16 protein-coding genes are annotated in these 22,530 nt (G+C 37.1%); 6 read left to right on the top strand and 10 right to left on the bottom strand.

Going from position 1 to position 22,530, the window contains the following annotated elements; all coding sequences use genetic code 11:
• Positions 1-96 precede the first annotated feature (96 nt).
• The 4 genes from yajC to ID741_RS06140 all read right to left on the bottom strand — a co-directional run bounded on the left by yajC (position 97) and on the right by ID741_RS06140 (position 6,441).
• A complete protein-coding gene (yajC, locus tag ID741_RS06155) occupies positions 97-465 on the bottom strand; it encodes a preprotein translocase subunit YajC (RefSeq protein ID WP_438719424.1) in 369 nt (122 codons plus the stop codon).
• Between the two features lie 79 nt (positions 466-544).
• A complete protein-coding gene (tgt, locus tag ID741_RS06150) occupies positions 545-1,690 on the bottom strand; it encodes a tRNA guanosine(34) transglycosylase Tgt (RefSeq protein ID WP_218326434.1) in 1,146 nt (381 codons plus the stop codon).
• A 159-nt stretch (positions 1,691-1,849) separates the two neighbouring features.
• Positions 1,850-4,966 (bottom strand): beta-galactosidase subunit alpha, encoded by a 3,117-nt coding sequence (gene ebgA, locus ID741_RS06145; RefSeq protein WP_438719423.1) that lies wholly within the window; start codon positions 4,964-4,966, stop codon positions 1,850-1,852.
• A complete protein-coding gene (locus ID741_RS06140; protein ID WP_218326437.1) occupies positions 4,963-6,441 on the bottom strand; it encodes an amino acid permease in 1,479 nt (492 codons plus the stop codon). The genes ebgA and ID741_RS06140 overlap by 4 nt, the downstream gene beginning before the upstream one ends.
• A 154-nt stretch (positions 6,442-6,595) precedes the next feature.
• On the opposite strand from ID741_RS06140, the gene ID741_RS06135 reads away from it, so the two are divergent.
• Positions 6,596-7,432, top strand: a complete 837-nt coding sequence (locus ID741_RS06135) for an AraC family transcriptional regulator (RefSeq protein ID WP_438719422.1) — start codon at positions 6,596-6,598, stop codon at positions 7,430-7,432.
• A 62-nt stretch (positions 7,433-7,494) separates the two neighbouring features.
• On the opposite strand, the gene ID741_RS06130 is transcribed toward ID741_RS06135, so the two are convergent.
• The gene (locus tag ID741_RS06130) at positions 7,495-10,137 is read right to left on the bottom strand and encodes a calcium-translocating P-type ATPase, PMCA-type (RefSeq protein WP_438719421.1); all 2,643 of its coding nucleotides are present in this window, start codon (positions 10,135-10,137) and stop codon (positions 7,495-7,497) included.
• A gap of 551 nt (positions 10,138-10,688) precedes the next feature.
• Positions 10,689-11,720 (bottom strand): tRNA preQ1(34) S-adenosylmethionine ribosyltransferase-isomerase QueA, encoded by a 1,032-nt coding sequence (queA, locus tag ID741_RS06125; protein WP_438719420.1) that lies wholly within the window; start codon positions 11,718-11,720, stop codon positions 10,689-10,691.
• Between the two features lie 124 nt (positions 11,721-11,844).
• Between queA and ID741_RS06120 the strand changes: the two genes are divergently transcribed.
• The 5 genes from ID741_RS06120 (at position 11,845) to ID741_RS06100 (ending at position 16,344) form a co-directional block, all read left to right on the top strand.
• Entirely contained in the window at positions 11,845-12,729 is an 885-nt protein-coding gene (locus tag ID741_RS06120) for a VOC family protein (protein WP_218326441.1), read from the top strand.
• 218 nt (positions 12,730-12,947) lie between these two features.
• Positions 12,948-14,126 carry a betaine/proline/choline family ABC transporter ATP-binding protein gene (locus ID741_RS06115; RefSeq protein WP_438719419.1) on the top strand — a complete coding sequence of 393 codons (1,179 nt, stop codon included), beginning with the start codon at positions 12,948-12,950 and terminating at the stop codon, positions 14,124-14,126.
• A gap of 3 nt (positions 14,127-14,129) precedes the next feature.
• On the top strand, positions 14,130-14,768 hold the full coding sequence (locus ID741_RS06110) for an ABC transporter permease (RefSeq protein ID WP_218326443.1): 639 nt from the start codon (positions 14,130-14,132) through the stop codon (positions 14,766-14,768).
• The gene (locus tag ID741_RS06105) at positions 14,769-15,686 is read left to right on the top strand and encodes an osmoprotectant ABC transporter substrate-binding protein (protein ID WP_218326445.1); all 918 of its coding nucleotides are present in this window, start codon (positions 14,769-14,771) and stop codon (positions 15,684-15,686) included.
• A 4-nt stretch (positions 15,687-15,690) separates the two neighbouring features.
• Positions 15,691-16,344, top strand: a complete 654-nt coding sequence (locus ID741_RS06100; protein ID WP_218326446.1) for an ABC transporter permease — start codon at positions 15,691-15,693, stop codon at positions 16,342-16,344.
• A gap of 40 nt (positions 16,345-16,384) precedes the next feature.
• On the opposite strand, the gene ID741_RS06095 is transcribed toward ID741_RS06100, so the two are convergent.
• From ID741_RS06095 to ID741_RS06080, 4 genes are all read right to left on the bottom strand, one after another.
• Complete coding sequence (locus tag ID741_RS06095) at positions 16,385-18,217, bottom strand: amino acid permease (RefSeq protein ID WP_218326447.1); 1,833 nt, start codon at positions 18,215-18,217, stop codon at positions 16,385-16,387.
• 175 nt (positions 18,218-18,392) lie between these two features.
• Entirely contained in the window at positions 18,393-21,128 is a 2,736-nt protein-coding gene (locus ID741_RS06090) for a YhgE/Pip domain-containing protein (protein WP_218326449.1), read from the bottom strand.
• Between the two features lie 145 nt (positions 21,129-21,273).
• Positions 21,274-21,591, bottom strand: a complete 318-nt coding sequence (locus ID741_RS06085; protein WP_438719418.1) for a hypothetical protein — start codon at positions 21,589-21,591, stop codon at positions 21,274-21,276.
• 3 nt (positions 21,592-21,594) lie between these two features.
• Complete coding sequence (locus ID741_RS06080; protein WP_438719417.1) at positions 21,595-22,530, bottom strand: NADP-dependent oxidoreductase; 936 nt, start codon at positions 22,528-22,530, stop codon at positions 21,595-21,597.

Below are 22,530 nucleotides of genomic sequence, written 5' to 3'. Positions count from 1 at the left end.
GCATGGAAATATGAGTTATTTTTAATTAGAACTTTATTCACAAAAAGGACAAAAAAATAGCCAAACGCTTCATTCATTCACGTTTGGCTAGAAATTTTATTTTTCTTCAGTTGTGTCTTTTACTTCTGGCTCAGCTGGTGTTTCTTCTGGTGTCACAACAGTCACTTCTTCTTCAACTGAGGCAATCGGTGCTACTGTTGCACCTGCAGCAGGTGTAACTGATTTAATTGACGCGCGATCAAATACTAAAAAGATGCCTTCACAATCAAGAGTGATTGTTTTGTCTGCATTGTTGATTTCAGAAATCACACCGTGCAAACCGCCAATAGTCACGACATTGTCGCCAGCTTTCATAGAATCTAAAAGATTTTGACGCTGTTGTTGTTGTTTCTTTTGAGAACGGTTCATCATAAAGAACATCCCAACCATCACAACTAATAAAATAATCATCGATAAATTACCCATTAAAATTCTCCTCACATTATAAGTATCCATATCAACTCTAACAAAGATTAATAGGTTTAACTAGTCTTTTCTAGTAAAATTAGAAACTTTTTGCGTTTTCTTTGTTAAAACCATATTCTTCAAAGAATGCTTGACGAAATTCTAATAAATTATCGTCCATAATTGCTTGACGAACATTTTTCATTAAGTTAATTAAGAAGTACAAGTTATGGTAAGAAGTTAAGCGAATACCAAATGTTTCATCACTATGAATCAAATGGCGGATGTACGCCCGACTATAATTTTTACAAGTGTAGCAATCGCATTTTTCATCTAGTGGTCTGAAATCACGAGCAAATTTCGCATTTTTCACTACTAAACGACCTTGCGAAGTCATGACTGTCCCATTACGAGCGATTCGCGTTGGTAAGACACAATCGAACATGTCGACGCCGCGAATGACGCCATCGATTAGTGAATCTGCAGCGCCTACACCCATTAGATAGCGTGGTTTGTTTTCTGGAATCAAAGGTGTCGTGAATTCTAATACCCGATTCATCTCAGCTTTTGGTTCACCTACCGATAATCCTCCGATAGAATAACCAGGGAAATCTAAGCTGACTAAATCCTTGGCACTTTGTTTACGTAAATCTTCAAAACCAGCCCCTTGAATAATCCCAAACAGTCCTTGGCGATCTGGATTGGCGTGAGCTTTTAAGCCGCGTTCTGCCCAACGAGAAGTCCGTGCCACCGATTTTTGAACATAATCATAGGATTCATCATAAGGTGGACATTCATCGAAACTCATCATGATATCGGGACCTAATTTATTTTGGATATTGATGGCTTTTTCTGGTGATAAGAACATTTTTGAACCATTGATGTGATTTTTAAAGTGCACACCTTCTTCTTCAATATTACGCATATCAGCCAATGAGAAAACTTGGAAGCCACCGGAATCGGTTAAAATTGGTTGATCCCAATTCATGAATTTATGTAATCCACCGGCTTCTTCCACCAAATCTTCACCAGGGCGTAACCATAAGTGATAAGTATTGGCTAAAATAATCCCTGCACCCATCGTTTTTAATTCTTCTGGTGACATCGTTTTAACCGTAGCTAAAGTTCCTACCGGCATGAACATCGGTGTCGGAAACGTACCGTGAGGCGTAATAATTTCTCCCAGACGAGCACCAGTATGTTTTTCTTTCTTTATCAGACGATATTTGATCGCTGGTTCAGTCATAAGTCGTGCCTACTTTCTTTTTTTCTATGTAATATTGCCATATTTGCAACTTGTACAATGATACTTGTTTTGATTTGCTTTTGCAAGATTCCTTAGCCTTCGATAAACAAAAATTAAGCTAAGTCAAAGTTATGATAACTTATGACTTAGCTATAATAATTAGTCTTTAGAACTAACTTGAATGTTCTCTTTTGCTAAATTCAAATCAGTGACTTCTTTATTGTTAAAGGCGGTTAATCGGAAAGATAATTCAAAGGCTTCAAATTTTGTCCGATATTTCTCTAATTGCCACTGTCCACAAGCATAACTACCTAAAGCATTTTGCTTGTAATCAATGTTTAGCACGATGTGATCGCTCTTGTGCAATTCATTCGTATGCTTAGCTGCATCTAAAGTAGCTTCATCATAATAAGAGGTACTGAAATTAAAACTTTGATTGGTTGAAGCCAACAATCCTTGGCCGCGATCATTTGTTAGAGATACCCATTCAGTCTCCATGTGATTCCCATTTGCTTGTGGTACGACATAATTTGTAAACATATTGTCCACTGTACTTTGATAGATTCCTAGTTGGGCTGCTTCACGAGAGTCGGCATAATTTTCTAACGGTCCTTGTCCCAAATATCTGACTTGATTTAAATTTTTATCTAAATGCATTGTTACCCCTAAACGCGGCAACATATCCGGTGCCATATCAACTTTGCCACCAGGAGTAGCTTTTAGATTAAATAAGATATCGCCACTTGGGAAAATCTTGTACTGGTAGCAGCATTGGTAATGCCAAGAACTATTGGTAGTACCGTGAATGACTTCTACTTCTACTTGAATAAAGTCTTGGTGATCTTGATAGTTAAAGCTTCTAACATTATCATGCTCTAAATGTAAGAATTGGACTTTTTTCATCTCATCAATAATTTCCATATCATTACTAATCGGCGCCCGCCAGAAAGTAAAACTTGGTCCTTTAGAAATAATTGTTTGGTGATCTCTTTCTAGTTCTGTCATAGTGCCGCGTACTGTATCGAAAACAACTTTGAAATTAGCACCAGTAATCTGCAACTCGGCTAAACTTTCTGAAATCCGCATTTTTCCTGTAGGTACGACTGTCATACCAGGAACTTGTAGTGGCAAAATAAATTGTGCCGTCGCTAATTCATGACCAGCATTAGCATACTCAGTATTTTCCTTCAACTGATAGGATAAGTTTAAGAAATAATGTGCACCTGCTTTAGGTTGTTCAGGATAAGCATAATCTAATGTCAATGTTTCTTGATTTCTGGCTGGAATACTTGGTAAATTCTGCTCACCACTCACTAAAATTGTTTCATCTTCCATTAAATTGTAAACCACTTTAAATTGATCTAAATTAGCAAAATCAAAACGGCTTAATAAAGTAAATTCTCCTTTTGCTAAATCTTTTTCAGTAGTTTCTACTGGTTCAATCACTTTTTTAAACTCATATAAACTTGGGGAAGGTGTCCGGTCAGGCATCAACATGCCGTCAATACAAAAATCTTTATTGCTAGGGTCATCACCAAAATCGCCACCATAACGATAATACTTTTCATTATTTTCATCATAGGATTCAATGCCGTGGTCAAACCATTCCCAAACAAATCCCCCTTGCAACTTATCATGAGCATAAAATAAATCTTGATATTCTTTAAAATTACCTGGTCCATTCCCCATTGCATGAGCATACTCACATAAAATATGAGGTTTTTTCGAATCTTCAATGATATTTTTCATCAATAATTCTCTTGTCGGATGCTCTAACCATGTATACATCGTAGAATAAACATCGGTAACTTCGGCTTCAAAGTCTCCTTCATAATGAACCAAACGAGTTGGATCCATTTGTTTGGCTACCTCAGCCATTTTTCTAAAATTATGACCAAAGGAAGATTCATTTCCCAGTGACCAGAAAATAATTGAAGGATGATTTTTATCACGTTCAATCATGCGTACCATCCGAGTAACATAAGCTGTCTCCCACTTAGGATCATCGCTAATCCAATCATAGCGGTTAGTTAATTCAAATCCATGGCACTCTAAATCCGTTTCATCAATGACATACATCCCGTATTCGTCACATAATTCATATAGGTAATAAGATGCTGGATAATGACTTGTTCGAACTGCATTAATATTGAATTGTTTCATTAATACAATATCTTTCTCGATTTCTTCTTTGGTTACTACTCGACCATTTCTAGGATTATAGTCGTGGCGGTTGACACCCTTAAACTTAATTGCCACACCATTGACCAAGAATGTTTCTCCAGTTACACGAATATTTCTAAAACCAACCTTTTGTGGAATTGCTTCTATTAATTGTCCATCTTTCTCCACAGTGATCATTATTTGATAAAGGTACGGTGTTTCAGCTGTCCAGTGACGAACCTGTGGCAATTGTTTCGTAAAATGAATATCGGTTGCTTCAGCTGGCAATTGTTTCGTAAAATGAATATCGGTTGCTTCAGCTGTTTGCTGTTCTTGGAAAACAATATTTCCAGCAACATCTAATAACTGGAGTGAAACTTTTTGACCGTTGTTTTCTCTTAAACGAATTTTTGCATCTAGTAATCCTGTTTCATAATCATCCGTCAAATCAGCCACGATTGTGAAATCTTCAATCCCAGTCTGAGGAACACCAATCAGTTCAACATCACGGAAAATCCCACTGAGCCACCACATATCTTGATCTTCTAAATAAGTCCCATCAGACCACTGGTAAACACGGACTGTTAGATCATTGCTACTATCAAAATCTACTAAGTCAGTAATATCAAATTCCGCTTCATTGCGGGCACCTTTACTATAGCCAACTTCTTGTCCATTCACCCAAACGTGATAAGCTGAGTCAACACCACAAAAACGTAAAATAATTTTTTGATTTCTAAAACTTTCATCTACTTCAAAAGTTCTTTTATAGATACCTGTCGGATTTTCAGTTGGTACATAAGGTGGATTAATTGGAAAGTTATACCATAAATCTGAATAATGCATCTTCCCATATCCTTGAACTTGCCAGTTTCCTGGCACGGTAATATCGTCCATCTGCTGTGTATCAAAATCTTTCTGATAAAAATCTACTGGACTATATTCTGGAGCAGCTAAAAACATAAACTTCCATTGTCCATTTAGATTCTTAAAGGCATGAGTATACTTATTGTCGCCTAAATTAGCTTTTTCAATTGATGGAAAACTCAAAAAATGAGCTCTCGGTGCTAAACGGTTGATGCTATCTACTTGATAATTTTCCCAAACTTTCATTTTACAGCCACCTTATCTTGCATAATTTTTTTATTTTTTCGTTCATATCGTGCCCAACAAAGCCACGCAAAGCCCATGAAAATAACTAAGCCGGCGACATTATAAACCAACATGCCAATCGGACTCGCTGTCCCTTTTGCCAAAGTACCATTCAATTCAGCGATAATTAATTGTGGATCTGGCACAGTGGACATGAAGAAGACAAAGACAAAGATTGCCAATAATAAAATTCCAGCAGTTAAACCCACAGTTCGGTTACCAAACCTGAAACTTCGCTCCATATCGTCTTTTTTCCAACGTAATCCAATATATGCAATCAATAAGAATAGGACTGGTAACAATGATGTTGAAGCGGTCATATTAATCAATGTTTCTAAAAAGCTATCCATATTTCCGATTCCCAAGGCAGGAATAACTAATAAAATCGTTACGATCACTCCTTGGACCAACAAAGCATTTGTCGGATTCCCTTCTTCATTTGTTTTAACTAACCATTTACCGAAAACGCCTTCAGGAATCTCAGAGAAAAACACTTTTACCGGTGCTGCTGTCCACAATGCCAGTGAACCCAGGCTACCAATAAATAAAATTACGCCGACTAAGCGAACCATCACACCACTAGGAATATGGAAAAAATTACCTAAAATCTTGAATATATCAAAAATTCCGTTAGAAAAATTACCAGTCAATACATCAGCTGGTACAACAAAACCAACTGCCACTGCGCCCAAAATATACATCACACCCACAATAATTGTTGCGCCAATCATTGTTTTAACAAAGGTTTTATTACCACCCTTTACGTCTTTGATATATACGCCAATACTTTCTCCTCCGCCAACAGCTTGTAAGATCCAAGCCATCGTCATGAAGAAGGTCCAGTTAAACTTAGGTGCAATCGATGAAAAGTTAAAATCTTGTGCTGGTTCATGACCAAATCCGAAGACAACGATAAATGCCAGTACCACAAAGGCAACACCCATAAATAAACGAGCACTACCAGCAAAACTAGTCACTTTAGAGATCCAAGCAACCCCTTTGATACAGACCCAAGTCATTATCCAGAACAAAACAATCGAAATAATTGCAATGATAATTGTACTATTGTTTCCTTCAAAAACATTTCTACCTAAAAAAGCATAAGAGCCATAAATTAAGGTATTAGGTAATAATGAACAAAAGAAAAATAAGTTAACGAAAAAATATGACCAGGCGCCTAGAAAAGCCCATTTAGGTCCTAAAACAGATTCGAGCCAACTATGCACCCCCGATTCTTTTTTAGAATTGGCTGAAGCAAATTCAGCAATCATTAAAATAAATGGTAAAAAGTAAAAAATAGTTCCGAACAAATAACCTGGTATTGTCGCTAAACCAATCTGGATACTGTTATTGACAATACTGGGAAAGGCAAATACAGCTGAAAAGGTCATTAGCATGAGCGCTACAGAACCTAAACGTTCTCTCGATTTATCCATAAGATACTTCCTTTCAAGTGTTAGTTTTTATGCAATTGCTATGCTTAAATAATATAGCGCTTTCAAAAAAATGAAAACAACTGATGTTTCCAATTTATTGTACTAATGTTGACTTTTCATTCCTTTTTACTTATAGTCAAAAAGGGGTGACCTTATGGATATCCAAATGAAAAACGATGTGAGTATCTTAGTAAATGAAGCAAAAAGTAGCCAAGAATTTCATTTGTATGAAGTGGGCTATGAGCGTTGTCGTCCGACAAAACCTTCCGAGTATTCGCCAATCGATTACTGGGTATTGCATTATTGTGTCGCTGGTGAAGGGTATTTTTCTACTCCTCAAATCAGTGAGGAGCACATTACTGCTGGAGACTTATTTATGATTCCAGCGAATTCAAAAAATATGTATTTTCCCAAAAAAGAGAATCCTTGGAGTTACCGCTGGATTGGCTTTTCTGGAAGTAAGGTAGCGTCTTTATTAGATCAAATTAATCTCAATACGCAGCATTGCGTAATTAAAGGCTCTTTTGATACAAAGATAAATATTCTGTTTGAAGAGATCTACGATTCTTTTAAAAAAGGCAATCAATTTTCAAGTATGAGTAAATCCTATGCCCTATTAGATTACCTGTTAGAAAGCTTCTCAACCAATCAAATTGTAAGTCAAAGTGAACAAGTTTTTCGAAATATTCTGTACTATATTGACGAACATTACACCCAAAATATTTCTATCCAGCAAATTGCTGAAGAACACAAAATCGATCGAACCTATCTCTTTAAACTCTTTCAAAGACATAAGGCAATCAGTCCCAGTAACTATATACAACAGCTTCGTTTACAAAAAGCTTGTTCCTTGTTAAGGAAAAGTTCATTAAATATAACGGACATTAGTTATGAAGTGGGCTTTTCATCGCCTTCTTACTTCTCCAAATTTTTTGTTGCTAATATGAAAGTTACTCCGCTTCAATACCGTAATCAATTTATTTCAACTTAAAATAAAAACACAAATGCGTCGATAAAGATATCGAGTCATTTGTGTTTTCTTTTTAGATTTTTTTAAATTTCCTCTGGATCAACTTCTGGTGCTTTGTGGAATTTAATTATTTCATTAATAATAATCGGTACAAATGAAAGTAGTACCACAATAATCCAGTGATTAAAGCTAATAGACACTAAACTAAATAATTCTTGGGTCTGTGGAATAATCGCAATTGCTGCTGTAATTCCAATCGCTAACCAGGCCATTTGAGCCAATGATTTATTAGTAGATAGGTTTACTCGGAAGATTGAGCAAGAACTTCTGACATTAAAGACATGTAAGATAGAAGAAAACGCCAATACTAAGAAAGCACAGGTTTGTGCAACTTCAAAACTTGGTTGGACAAAATAACTAATCGAAGGTACAAACGCACCAATGTAAAAGGCCGCTAAAGCAACCACAGTAAACATCAACGCATTTAAACCAATTTTTTGCCATAATCCACGAGCAAAAATACTTTCATTCCGTGGAATCGGTGGTTCATCCATAATGCCCGCTTCAGCCGGTTCACGGCCTAATGCAAAACCTGGAAGTCCATCAGCCACAACGTTAACAAATAATAGTTGAACGGCGGTAAATGGTGCACCCCAGCCTAATAACATAGCAATTAATACGATAAAAATTTCTGAGATGTTACAACTCAATAAGAAATTAATCGCTTTACGAATCCCTTGATATACCGAACGGCCCCGCGCCACTGCATCAACAATCGTTGCAAAATTATCATCTGTTAAAATCATATCCGCTGCACTTTTAGCTACATCGGTTCCGGCGATACCCATCGCACAACCAACATCGCTGGCCTTAAGTGCGGGTGCATCATTGACACCATCACCTGTCATAGCCACAACGGCACCTGATCTTTGCCAAGATTGAACAATCCGAATTTTATCTTCAGGGGTTACCCGAGCATAGACAGATAAATCTTTTACGCGTCCATCTAACTCATCGTCACTCATTTTTTGTAATTCAGCGCCAGAGATAGCTTCTTTGCGAGATTTCATGATTCCCAATTCTTTGGCAATCGCCCCTGCTGTTACAACATGGTCACCGGTGATCATAACTGTCTTAATTCCGGCTTTTTTCGCTCGTTTGATAGCGCCTTTTGACTCAGGGCGAGGCGGATCAATCATCCCGATTAAGCCCATTAGTGTTAGATTTTTTTCTAAAGCTTCTGAAGTAATTTCAGTTGGCATTTCATCATGCAAATGATACCCGACAGCGATCACTCGTAAAGCTTTTTTACCAAAACGGTCATTGACAATCGCTGCTTGATCAACATCACCATAATGGAATTTTGGCAATAGGACATCAAAAGCGCCTTTAGTAATTGATAAATATTTTTTACCCCATTTGTGAATGGTCGTCATCATTTTACGTTCTGAGTCAAAAGGAATTTCTCCCACTCGGGGATGTTTTTCTTCTAATTCAGCTTTGGTATGATAATTTTCTTCCACTGCTCGTACAATTGCAGCTTCCGTTGGATTTCCTTTGATAACTAATTCATTGTCATCATTTTCAACTAAGACATCACTACATAAAGCGGCTACTGATAATACTTCCATCGCTTCATCCGTCATACCTTCTTCAGTATCAACAACACTATCACCATGAGTCCAAACACGTCGAACCCGCATTTTATTTTGAGTTAATGTACCCGTCTTGTCAGAACAGATGACATTGGCCGAGCCTAAAGTTTCCACTGCTGGCAATTTACGGATAATGGCATTTTTCTTCGCCATTTTTTGAACACCATAAGCCAAAGTTAAGGTAACAATTACGGCTAACGTTTCTGGAACAGCCGCTACAGCTAATGAAATTGCTGTAATGAACATTTCTAATAAAGGTTCACCTTGTAAATAACCAATGAAGAACACAAAAGCCGCAGCTGCCAAAGCGATCAAACTAATTCTTTTACCAAGCTGATTTAATCGTTTTTGCAGAGGTGTTTTTTGATTATGGTCATCATTTAACAAACCGGCAATCTTACCCATTTCAGTTTGCATTCCGACCGCTGTAATGATTGCTTTCCCACGACCATTAACAATTGTTGAGCCTTTGAAGATCATATTTAATCGATCGCCTAAAGGTGCTTCATCTTCTGGAATAAAGTCAGGGTCTTTTTCAACTGGCTCACTTTCACCAGTTAAAGCTGATTCTTCTACTCTTAACTGTGAGCCTTCTGCAATTCGAGCGTCCGCTGCAATCATGGCACCAGATTCTAAGACTAAAATATCTCCCACAACTAAATCTTCTGCATCTACATCGATCGTTCTCTCATCTCGTATGACTTTTGCAGTCTGCTTATTCATATCTTCTAAAGCTGCTAAGGCTTTTTCAGCATTACCTTCTTGAACAATTGCTAATACAGCATTGATAATCACGATTGCGATAATTAGAAAGGCTTCGAAATAATCTCCGTGGTCGGTGGCGATTGCAGTGTAAAGCGAGATGATTGCTGCGACGATTAGAACGAGGGTGGTAAAATCACTAAAACTAACTAAGAATTTTTTTACCAGTGATTCCTTAGGTGGTTCATCAAATTTATTTTTTCCGTTATTTTTAAGTCGTTCGTTAACTTCCGTTTCGGTTAATCCACTTTGAATATTTGTTGCAAATTCCTCCTCTACTTCTTCAATATTTTTACGATAATCTGCCATCAAATTCCTCCTTTAAATGTTAGATAAGTTATCATATGATTTAACTATAACACAGTTTTTCTAACAGATTCAAAGAATGTGATTCGTATTTCCCTCAAAAGAGGTGAATAATTTTTTTTAATTTTATGATTGTAATCGCTTTCTTTTTCTAACTAATTATGCTATATTATAGATACAAGGAAGGAGGAAACAAAGTTCATTCGAAGAATTTCTCGGTAAGAAGTAGAATATTATAAACAGTAAAAATTGTTAGTAGTACCAGATTCACCAAAGTGCGAAAATTGAATAGAATATATGTGTGAAGTATCATTTTATAAATAGTGAATGCGCATTAGCAGTTGAGTAGTTGATCAAAATTAGAATTAAAAAAAATGCGTAAAGAGTATCGAAGATTTATGTGAAAATGTAACAACAAACAAATATTTATGTTTATCATCAAGAAATTCATGTCATACTTTACATGTATAATCAAAGTAATAACATTTCGAATGATCTTATCCTTCCGATATCTAAAAACCCCAGGCGAATCGAGCGCCTGGGGTTTTCTTGTGCTATTTTACAAACATTGCATCGCCAAAACTAAAGAAACGATATCTTTCATCAATCGCATGTTGATAAGCGGCCAAAGTGTTTTCACGCCCAGCAAAGGCGCTGACTAACATCACCAAAGTTGATTTTGGTAAATGGAAGTTGGTAGAAAAAGCTTGGACAACTTTAAATTGGTAACCTGGTGTAATGAAAATATCGGTCCAACCACTATCGGCTTTAATTTCACCATTAAATTTTGTACCGATTGTTTCTAAAGTACGGATCGATGTGGTACCTACCGCAACAATTTTTCCACCATTATTACGAACTTGATTTAATTGTTCAGCAGCATCTTCCGTTAAACGGTAAAATTCACTATGCATCTCGTGTTCCGCAATATTGTCGACACTGACTGGTCGGAAAGTACCTAAACCAACATGTAAAGTTAAGTACACTAAATTTACATCTTTGGCTTCAATTTTTTTTAATAATTCAGGAGTAAAATGTAGCCCTGCTGTCGGTGCAGCGGCTGACCCATTTTCCTTCGCATAAACTGTTTGGTAACGCTCAGGATCTTCTAGGCGTTCTTTGATATAAGGTGGTAGCGGCATTTCACCTAGGGATTCTAGATTTTCTAAAAAGATGCCTTCATATGAAAACGCAACAATACGCCCACCATGGTCTAACTCTTTTGTCACGACTGCTTTTAAGCGTCCATCGCCAAAAGAAATTTCTGTGCCAACTTTGGCTCTTTTGGCTGGTTTAATTAACGTTTCCCATTCGTCACCATTAATATTGTTTAATAGTAAAACTTCCAGATGACCACCGGTTTCTGGTTTCTCTCCATACAGACGCGCTGGTAAAACACGTGTATCGTTCATTACTAAAGCATCTCCAGCTTGCAACTCATCAATAATATGATCAAAATGGGTGTCTTTTACCTCGCCTGTTTCGCGATTTAATATTAATAGTTTTGAGCTGTCTCTTTTTGCTAGAGGGGTTTGGGCAATTAATTCTTCTGGTAAATCAAAATCAAAATCTTCTGTTGTTAGCATTTCTTCTCCTCTTTTCCATCAGCTATCTTATCACGCTTTGACTTTTGATTAAAGTCAGGTTGATTATTTGCCTTCTTTTTCTTTTGAGATATACTTACTTTAAATAAGAAAAGAGGAGAATTTTATGTTGTATCATCATATATCTTTATTAACGCGTCATAAGGAAGAAAACATTCACTTTTATACTGAAATTCTTGGCTTACGTTTCGTTAAAAATACCGTTAATCAAGAAAATTATCGAATGCCACATTTATTTTACGGCGATTATCAAGGATCTGCCGGTTCAGTAATCACTTTTTTTGCCGTACCCCATTTAGGCCATCGCTATGACAACCGTGAGTATTTGGCTGAGATTGGTTTGAATCTACCGAAAAATAGTTTGTCATATTGGCAAGAACGAATAGAAAAATTTGGCGTCTCGTATGAAGCGAAAGAAAATACGATTATTTTACATGATCCAGATGATGTTTTAATTACTTTAACTGAAACTCAAATATCTAGTTTAGAAAAAAATAAATTGGTCTTAAATGAGATCCCCGCCGATCGGCAAATCATCGATATTCGTGCCATTCATTTTTATGTGGAAAATCCAGCAGCAACAATCGATTTTTTTGAAAAATTATTGGATTGGTCTTTTGTTGATAATCGTTATGAGCCTCAAGCAAATCATTATGTTGCGATTCTCCAAAGTCAATCGACTGAAAAAACCCGTATGGGTCGTGGCAGTATCGATCACATTGCTTTTGCTGTAGAAAATGATGAGTCGTTAGAAGCTTTACACCAAAAGGCTCTCTCACAAAATTGGCAGGTAGAAAAATTAATTACCCGCGGCTACTTCAAAAGTCTCTATATTCGTGAGCCTGGTGGGATTCGTGTAGAATTTGCTACGTTGAAACCAGGATTTACTTTAGATGAAGACTTGGAGCATTTAGGCGAAACTTTGGCTTTGCCTCCTTTTTTAGCTGATCAACGTACTGAAATTGAGGCTCATTTATATCCAGATAAATAAGGTCAACGACTTGAATTCACTCAAGTCGTTTTTTTGTAGTATGACAATTTATTTTAGGTGTTTTTTTGAAAAAAAAGATTGTTCTTTTAATCGCTTTCCATAGTTGAAAAAACGCTGTCGTTTCTTTATTATTCACACCAAATTTGCATTTTTTTCCAATTAACCTCATACTTAATTTAATGAACTCATTATTTTTGATTAAAAAAAGAGGTGGAAAAATGATTCATTTTGAGAATGTATCAAAAGTTTACAACGGAAATAAAGTTGCCGTTGAAGATGTTAATTTAACGATTAACCAAGGTGAATTCGTTTGTTTTATTGGTACTAGTGGTAGTGGTAAAACAACAACGATGCGGATGATTAATCGAATGATTGATCCAACTAAAGGAACGATCACAATTGATGAGGCAGATATCAAAACAAAAAATCCAGTCGAATTACGCCGTCAAATTGGCTACGTGATTCAAAGTATTGGCTTAATGCCCCATATGACTATTCGTGAAAATATTACTTTGGTCCAAAAATTACTAAAAGTTGATCAAGCAACACGTAATAAAACAGCCGAAGAGATGATTGATTTAGTCGAGTTGCCTCGAGAAATGCTGGATCGTTATCCTAATGAACTTTCCGGTGGTCAACAGCAACGGATTGGTGTAGTGAGAGCGCTTGCGGCAGATCAAGATATTATTTTAATGGATGAGCCTTTCGGTGCCTTGGATCCGATTACGAGAGATTCACTTCAAGACTTGGTGAAGGATTTACAAGAACGTCTTGGAAAAACAATTGTCTTTGTTACCCACGATATGGATGAAGCGCTAAAATTAGCCAATCGCATTGCAATAATGGATCACGGAAAAGTCATTCAATATGATACTCCCGAAAATATTTTGCAACATCCTGCTAATTCTTTTGTTGAAGAATTAATCGGCGAAGATCGCTTATTACAAGCCAAACCTGACACAACAACGGTTGGTGAATTAATGACCGATCGAGCAATTTCCATCACATCAGAAAAAAGCTTGCAAAGCGCTATCTCACTGATGCGAGAAAAACGGGTAGATACTTTATTGGTTGTCGATGAAAACAATGTCTTGAAAGGCTTTGTCGATGTTGAAACGATTGATAAAATGCGTCGAACTGGCAAAAATATTAGTATCGGTGAAATTTATAATCCAAAAGTATTTTATGTGAAGAAATCTGCTTTGGTGCGAGATAGTTTACAAAGAATTTTAAAACGTGGTGTTAAATACGTACCGGTAGTTGACGATGACGACCGTTTAGTGGGTATTCTGACAAGGGTATCGCTAGTTGATATTATTTACGATGTTTTATGGGGCGAAGAAGATTCCTTTGCTGAAGCTGCCGAAAGTGTTGCCACCAATGGAGAGGGGGCGTAGCTTGTGCAAGCATTTATTAATGAATACGGCGGACAAATTCTAACGAAAAGTGCCGAGCATATTTATATTTCTGCACTGGCCTTAGCTTTAGGAATTTTGGTAGCTGTACCGTTGGGCATTGTTTTAACTAGATTTCAAAAAATTTCTTCTTTTGTGATCGGTTTGGCTTCAGTTTTACAGACGGTTCCTTCCTTAGCTTTATTGGCCTTAATGATTCCTTTCTTTGGCGTGGGTAAATTACCGGCAGTCATTGCGCTATTTATCTATTCTTTATTGCCAATTTTACGTAATACGTATATCGGTATGAAAAATGTCGATTGGAATTATCGTGATGTGGCCAAAGGTATGGGGATGACCAATTTACAATCAATTTTTTCTGTCGAATTACCGATTGCCATGCCAACCATCATGGCTGGGATTCGTTTAGCCGCAACTTATGTTATCGCTTGGGCGACTTTGGCTTCATATATCGGTGCCGGTGGCTTGGGAGACTTAATCTTTAGTGGACTAAATAATTTCCAACCGCCATTAATTATCGCAGGGACTGTACCAGTTATTATTATTGCTTTGCTTTCTGATTTTCTACTCGGATTATTGGAAAACAAATTGACACCGACTGCTTTAAAACAGGAGGTGGAATAAATGAAGAAAATCAAACTTTTATTCATTTTAACGGCTTCATTGGTACTTTTTAGCAGTTGTTCTTTTCCTGGATTAGCCTCTAATAATACTGAAGATACAGTAGCAATTACGGGTGGCATCACCTCAGAAGCACAAATTTTAGCCAGCATTGTCAGTGGTATGGTTGAACATTATACTGATTTAAATACAACTACCATAAATAATTTAGCTACCACAACGATTAATCACCAAGCAATGATCAATGGCGATGCCTCTATTTCAGCGGCTCGTTATACTGGAACCGATGTAACAACTACTTTAGGTTTACCAGCTGAAAAAGATCCTAAAAAAGCTTTTGAGATTGTCAGTGATGAATTTCAAAAACGCTATGATCAAACTTGGTTTCCTTCTTATGGTTTTGACAATACCTACGTTTTTCTAGTTAGAAAAGACACGGCTGAAAAATATAATTTAACTAAAGTAAGTGACTTAAAAAATATGGCTGGTGAGTTAAAAGCCGGTGTTGATACCGCTTGGATTACCCGTGAAGGTGATGGCTATGATGGCTTCCAAGAAACCTATGGCTTTTCCTTTAATTCTATTTTACCGATGCAGATTGGTTTAGTTTATGATGCTGTGGATGCTGGAAAAATGGATATCGTTTTAGGCTATTCGACTGATGGCCGGATTGCTAGTTATGATTTGGTGATGCTGGAAGATGACTTGAGTTTCTTTCCACCTTATGATGCCGCGCCGGTGGTCACTGATCGTTTATTAAAGGAACATCCAGATTTAAAAGAAGCCATGAATAAATTAAGTGGTACGATTGATACCGAACAAATGCAAAAATTAAATTATCGGGCAGATAATGATTTACTTGAACCATCTGTTGTAGCTGAAGAGTTTCTAAAAGAAAACAACTACTTTGAAGGGAAGTGATGAGATGGAAAACATGAATACATTCCAACAATTTTTCTACTATTTCCAAACCAATGGTGCTTATGTCTTCTCCCAGTTCACTCGTCACTTTTTGATTTCTATTTATGGTGTGTTGTTTGCGGCACTTGTGGGGATTCCGATTGGGATATTTATTTCTAAGCACTTTAAATTAGCCAACTGGATCATTCGAATTGCAAATATTATTCAAACGATTCCTTCACTAGCGATGATTTCTATTTTAATGTTGGGCTTAGGTTTAGGGGTAAATGTTGTTATTCTGACAGTATTTCTTTATTCTTTGTTACCGATTATCAAAAATACTTATACTGGTATGCGACAAGTCGATCGCAATGCACTAGATGTTGGTAAAGGCATGGGAATGACCGCTTGGCAAAGACTTTACATGATTGAACTGCCTCTTTCTGTTTCAGTCATTATGGCAGGGATTCGAAATGCTTTAGTCGTGGCAATCGGAATTACTGCGATTGGTGCCTTCGTTGGTGCCGGTGGTTTAGGCGATATTATTATTCGCGGAACCAATGCCACAGATGGCACGTCCATTATTTTAGCTGGTGCGTTACCTACCGCTTTAATGGCAATTATTACCGACTGGTTATTAGGTATTGTCGAAAGAAGACTAGATCCTACCAACCGATAAACAAAAAGGCGACTATCAAAAAAATTGATAGTCGTCTTCTTTATTTTTTCAGATGATAATTGTAAGTTGAGATGATAATATCATCGCGATAAGCTAATTTCAAACGTAAACGTAGCGCCGTCTGATTATGCAACGAACGTTTCCAAGCTTTATTAGGAACAAACTCAGGAATTAAGACCGTCGTAGTATAATTTCTTTCTTTAGCTGTTTTACTAATCCGCTTAACATAGCGGGTAACTGGATTAATAATTGAACGATACGGTGATCGAACAACAGAGAAACGGATATCTGGAAAATGTTTTTTAAACTCTGCTCGAATTTCTTTTTCCTTCTCTTCATTTTCCTCTAGCGAGACATGCATCGCAATCACATAATCCCCAATTGACTGAGCATAATTTAAGGCGCCAACATTCACTTGGGTAACATTCCCGACTAAAACCACCACTGTATTTCCGTCATATTCATGAATTTTTATCGGTTCATCATTGGCAATCCGTAATTGCTCCGCCACATTTTTATAATGGGTATGAATGCGATAAAAAATATACATCAGAATAGGCATAATAATAAAGAATGGCCAAATATCAGGCAAGCGGAAAACAAATAAAATTACCACTATTGAAAAAGAAATCGCAGCCCCAATGATATTAGCAATCGATTTTCTAAACCAATTTTTGCCTTCTTTGCGCCATTTTAAAACCATCCCTGTTTGTGACAAGGTAAATGGAATAAATACGCCGACTGAGTACAAAGGAATTAAACGTTCTGTTGATCCCTGGAATATCAAAAGCAAAACAATTGAACCCAATGCCAAAGTTATAATCCCGTTGGAATAACCTAAACGATCACCTCGGTCTTGATAATTATGAGGTAAGTATTTATCTTTGGCTAGATTATAAGCTAAGACTGGAAAAGCGGAAAAGCCAGTATTGGCTGCAACTGCTAAAATTAAAGCGGTTGAAAACTGTAACAAATAATACATGATTCCTTGACCACCAAAAACTGCTGAACCAACTTGCGACAAGACGGTTACTTCTGTTGTAGGAACAATTCCATACCAGTAGTTTAAAAAAGTAATCCCCGTAAAGAAAAATCCTAAGATTAAACCCATCATCGCTAAAGTGCCGGCAGCATTTTTAGCTTTTGGCTTTTTGAAAAATGGAACAGCATTACTAATCGCTTCTACCCCTGTTAAAGAAGAAGAACCAGATGAAAAGGCTCTTAACAATAAAGCAATCGTAACACCCGGTACCAGCGCTCCTGGTGCAGCTGTCGCATGATAAGCATCCATACCGGTAACAACTTTAAAGATGCCATATAAAATTAAAATCGTAATCACTGCAATAAAGGTATAAACCGGAAACATTAAAAATCCAGCTGATTCTCGCAAACCGCGTAAATTCATCAGCATAATTAACAAAACAATCACAATCGAAATTGCGACTCGGTGAGCATACAGCGACGGAATGGCTGAAGTAATTGCTTCAGCTCCAGCTGACACAGAAACTGCCACCGTCAACATATAATCTATTAAAAGTGAACCACCAGCGATTAAACCGGCGTTCTTTCCTAAATTTTCACTACTCACGACATAAGCGCCACCGCCATGGGGATAGGCATGAATAATTTGTCGATAAGATAAAATTAAAGATGTTAATAAAACTAAAACGACTGCAGCAATCGGTAAAGAATACCAAATTGCAGCTGCTGATAAAGTGACCAGCACAACAACAATTTGCTCCGTTCCATAAGCGACTGATGATAATGCATCAGAAGACAGCATTGCAAGTGCTGCAAAACGGGATAAACTTTGGCCTTCGTCCTCCGAAGATTTTAATGGGCGTCCCACTAATAAACGTTTAAGATAATCCACTTTTTCCACTCCTCTAATTACTGCAAACAAGCGCAATATTACTCGCCTCCATGTGAAAAGTCAATCATTTTTTTCAATCATTAAAAAGCTTATTTTCAAAAAAATATAAGTTATTTTTTCAGCAAAAAAAAGCAACGAACTTCAGTCAAAAATAACTGTCGTTCGTTACTCTTTATCAATGGAAAATTTTACTTTCATGGGCAACCTTTGTAAGTTTTTTTAGATGCGGTTCTAACACCGGATACATCCATACTCCGATCACGCCAAAACCAACGAATAAGCCAATCAAAATCCAGATCGCTGGTGTAGCATTCGGCCAATAAATTCCGCCGGCGCTTTCCCGTAATAGATTCACTGCGTGGGTAAAAGGTAACCATGGATTTACCGCTTGGAAAAATTTCCCAGAAACTTGGATTGGATAATTTCCGCCTCCGCCAGAAATCGACAGTACTAAAATAATAATCGCAATCCCTTTTCCTACTGTTCCAAATAGCGCAACCAAGGTGTATACAATCATAGTAAAGGCCAGTGCAACTAAAACTGCAAAGATGACACTTTCCACTGGATCTTTTGTGTAAACACCGAGAATAAATAAATTTCCCAGCGTTACAATTAAAGCTTGAATCGTGCCAACAACTAAATAAGTTCCTAAACGTGCACCATATTGTTCTCGTTTAGTGTAACGCCCGCGATCTTTTTTATCTAAAGCAAAACTGGTGGTTGTGACACTTGAAAATAATACTGCCCCCACCCATAAACACAATGCTGTATAAAAAGGTGTGCTGGCTGAGCCGTTATTTTCAATCGGATAATAAGTATTTGTTTTCAATTCGACAGGACTAGCGAAGAAATCACTTTCTTTTGTTGCATCTAGTTTCAGTAATTTTACAATCTCGCCTAAGTCAACTGTTTTTTCTCCTTGATTGATGGCGGTGGCAGCCTTTTGAATACCTGCTTTTAAACTAGGCCAATCATTATTAATTAAATCAGTCGCCAGATTTAGCGCATTTTCGACATCAGGCAATTTTTGATTTGCGACATTCAAGCCATTAGTTAAATCACTTTTCACTCCAGGCCAATCGTTTTGGACAAAATTAGCAGCGGTGTTTAATTTATCTGCTACCACTGGCAGTTCATTTTGATATAAATCTGCCGCCGTATTGATACCCCCGACAATTTCAGTCATATGACCACTTAGCAATGTATTGGCATCGTGAATTTCTTGGCCAATTGCTGGCATTTGAGCTTGATATTTTTCTAAAATCGTCACAGCTTGATTGACTGTTTTAGCCGTTGAGTTCAGCAATGAATTAAAATCAATTTGTTGGGCTTGGGTTAAGACTCCTTGTGCCGTATCAATCGTAGTGATTAGTTTTGTCAGCACATTTTCCACAATACCGCTAGCAGCATTAACATCAATACTACCAACTAAGGTTGAAATATTATTTGCGGCAGCTGTAATTTGATCCAACAGCTGAGTGGCTTCATCAACATTGCCATTTTGGACAGCCGTGTTTAATGAAGTCAGACGATTGTTTATATCGGTCAATACATCTTTCAAATTTGTTAATTGGCTAATCAGAGTAGCCAACTTTTGGCTTTGTTCAGTCAAACCATTTTGATCGGCGGCTGTTTTTAATTGATCTAATAAATTGGTTAGACCATCAATTGCAGTTTGTTGATTCGCAATGTTACTTTGAAAATCGGTTATCAATCGATTGATATCTGCTTTTTCTTGATCAGTTAATTGGTGATCTGTTAGATAGGTTGAAATTTGGCTACTAATCGCGCTAGTAGTATTAGCTACTTCACCTATCGAAGTCAACGTGACTTGAACGCTGTTAGAAATATTAGGAATCGCAGCTTGTAATTGTTCGGCACCCTTTTTAGTGGCATCAGCAAAATCAGTAGCTTGGTTTCCTAATTTTTCAACATCCGGTAAAATTGCTTGCACTTGTTGGATAACTTGTAATCCTTGTTTAGCATCGTTAATACCGTCAGTCATCGTTTGTTGAATATTTGCAAAATCACTGTCCACTTGATTTAATTGTCCAGCGGCTTGTTGGATTTCCGGAATCTTATCTTGAATCGTTAAAATTACGCCGGCTTGCTTTTGAATCGTCGGCATTTGTTGATTTAATTTTACTAGCTTTTGTCCCATTTGATCGATTTCAGGTAGATAAGCCGTCAATTCATTAGCTTTGGCAAGTTTAGCTTTTAATTCTGGCATTTTCCCTTGCAGAGCCACTACTTCTTGGGTGTATTTATCAATTTCGTCTAAATTATCATTGGTTGTTAAAATCAGATCTTTGACTTTATTGATCGATACCAGATTACTATCGATGTCATACCCTACTTGATTGAAAACCTTCAACAAGGTGTCGCTAGCAGTTCCGATAAATTCGGTACTGATTTCTGATTGAATGGAGGTGGCCCCTTTATCAGTAATTTTAGGCGCAATCGCATTAATCTTTTGATTTAGATAATATTCAATTTTTGGTTTCTTGATATCACCAGTAGTAAAACTCATTAAATCACTGGAAAATTCTTTTGGTAAATAAATACCTGCATAATATTTGCCTGACTTGACGCCTTCTGTTAATTCCTTTTTCGAATCTACAAAGCGCCAGCCAAGTTGTTTATTTTGATGCAGATTTTCAATCACCTGCTGACCAATTTCTACATCCTGCGATTGAAAAGTTGTCCCAGCATCATTACTGTATACCGCAATCGGCAATTCACTAGTATTAGAATATGGATCCCATAAGGCTTTTATATTAAACCACGCATACAGTGATGGAATCACCATTAGTGCAATCATCAAGAATACGGCAATCGGGTTTTTCCCGATTCGTTTCCAATCTAAGATAAATAATTTAAAGGTATTTTTTAATGACTGTAAAATTTTCATTGCATTCACCCATTCACATAATTTCGCTTATTTAATGTAGCATGCTTTTTCCCTACAATTCAATCCTAGCGACTTTTGTTGGAGGCCAAAATGCGACAATTATTTTATTTTGTCAAAATTGAAAACCTTTTCTTGGTAAATTTTATTAAGAAAAAGTTAACGCCTTTGCCTGTAAAAATTTATCTAACAGTGCATCAGTCGCTACCAACAGCTGTTCTTGATCGGCTGCTTGCAGGCGAACAATCGGTGTACTTTCCAAATCAATCAGACTAACGGGATTGACTCCATCAGAATTTTTTTCTAGGGAAATTTCGGGATTCTGAACTTTTTCACCACAAGGTCCGGGAGCTAAATAAGCAATTTTATAACCATTTTCGGTTTCTCTAATACGATAGAAGCCGGTATCAATAAAACTCAACTCATCAAAATTCGCTAAAACCATCTGCCATTTTTCTTGATTCATCCCTTACACCCTTTCAATTACAATTTTTCCAGCTGGTGGATGACCTTCTAACATTTCGTGGGCTTTAATCACGCTTGCCAAAGTAAAAGGTAAACTATCAGCCATCTTGATTTGTATAGCATCTTTTTCATACAATGCTACTAATTTTTCTAAGGCTTCTAGATCTGAATAATCTTTTGAAGGACCAAAATGTAAGTAGTTTCCAGCCTTACTTTGATCCTCTGGCAACTGATTTAAGGCCACATAATTGCCGCCAGTTTTCATAATTTTCACACCTGAAGCACTGCTACGACCACCCTTTGTTCCGTCAATCACAGTGTCAGCTGTCTCAGCAAATCTTTCACCGGCATCTTCTTTGTCGTAAGCAGAAAATTCATCTGCCCCTAATTCACGCACATAAGCCTCATTTCGACTTGACGCAGTTGCCAAAACTTTTTTACCGTTGGCTTTTAATAATTGAACCAATAAAGAGCCAACTGAACCTGAAGCGCCTTGTACCATGACTGTTTCACCAATTTGATTTCCTAATAAATGAGTCACCATGTTGTATGCCGTAATCCATGGTGTCACAAAACCAGCAGCTTGTGCAAATGACATTTTTTCAGGTTTTTTAATTAATTTATGTCCTGGTAAAACTAATTCTTCACCATTAGCACCTCCGACAGAATGTGCAATGACTGCATCTCCTACCGCCACATTTTTGATATCTGCACCAATTTCTGTCACAATCCCAGCCGAATCATTGCCTAAGACATAAGGAAATTTCAAAGGACGGAAACTTTTCATATTTCCTAAACGAACCGACACATCATAAGGATTTACGCCAAAAGCTTTCACTTCCACTCTGACATGGGTAGCATCAACTTCTCGGGAACTCGCCTCAATTTCTTCAAATACATCAGCAGCTTTTCCATAATCTTTGATTGCAAATCTTTTCAT

This window comes from Enterococcus sp. AZ103, from assembly GCF_051714685.1.
In the GTDB taxonomy this organism is placed as follows: Bacteria; Bacillota; Bacilli; order Lactobacillales; family Enterococcaceae; genus Enterococcus_A; species Enterococcus_A alishanensis.
The sequence above is the reverse complement of the archived record's forward strand: the minus strand, read 5'-3'. Positions and strand labels throughout refer to the sequence as shown.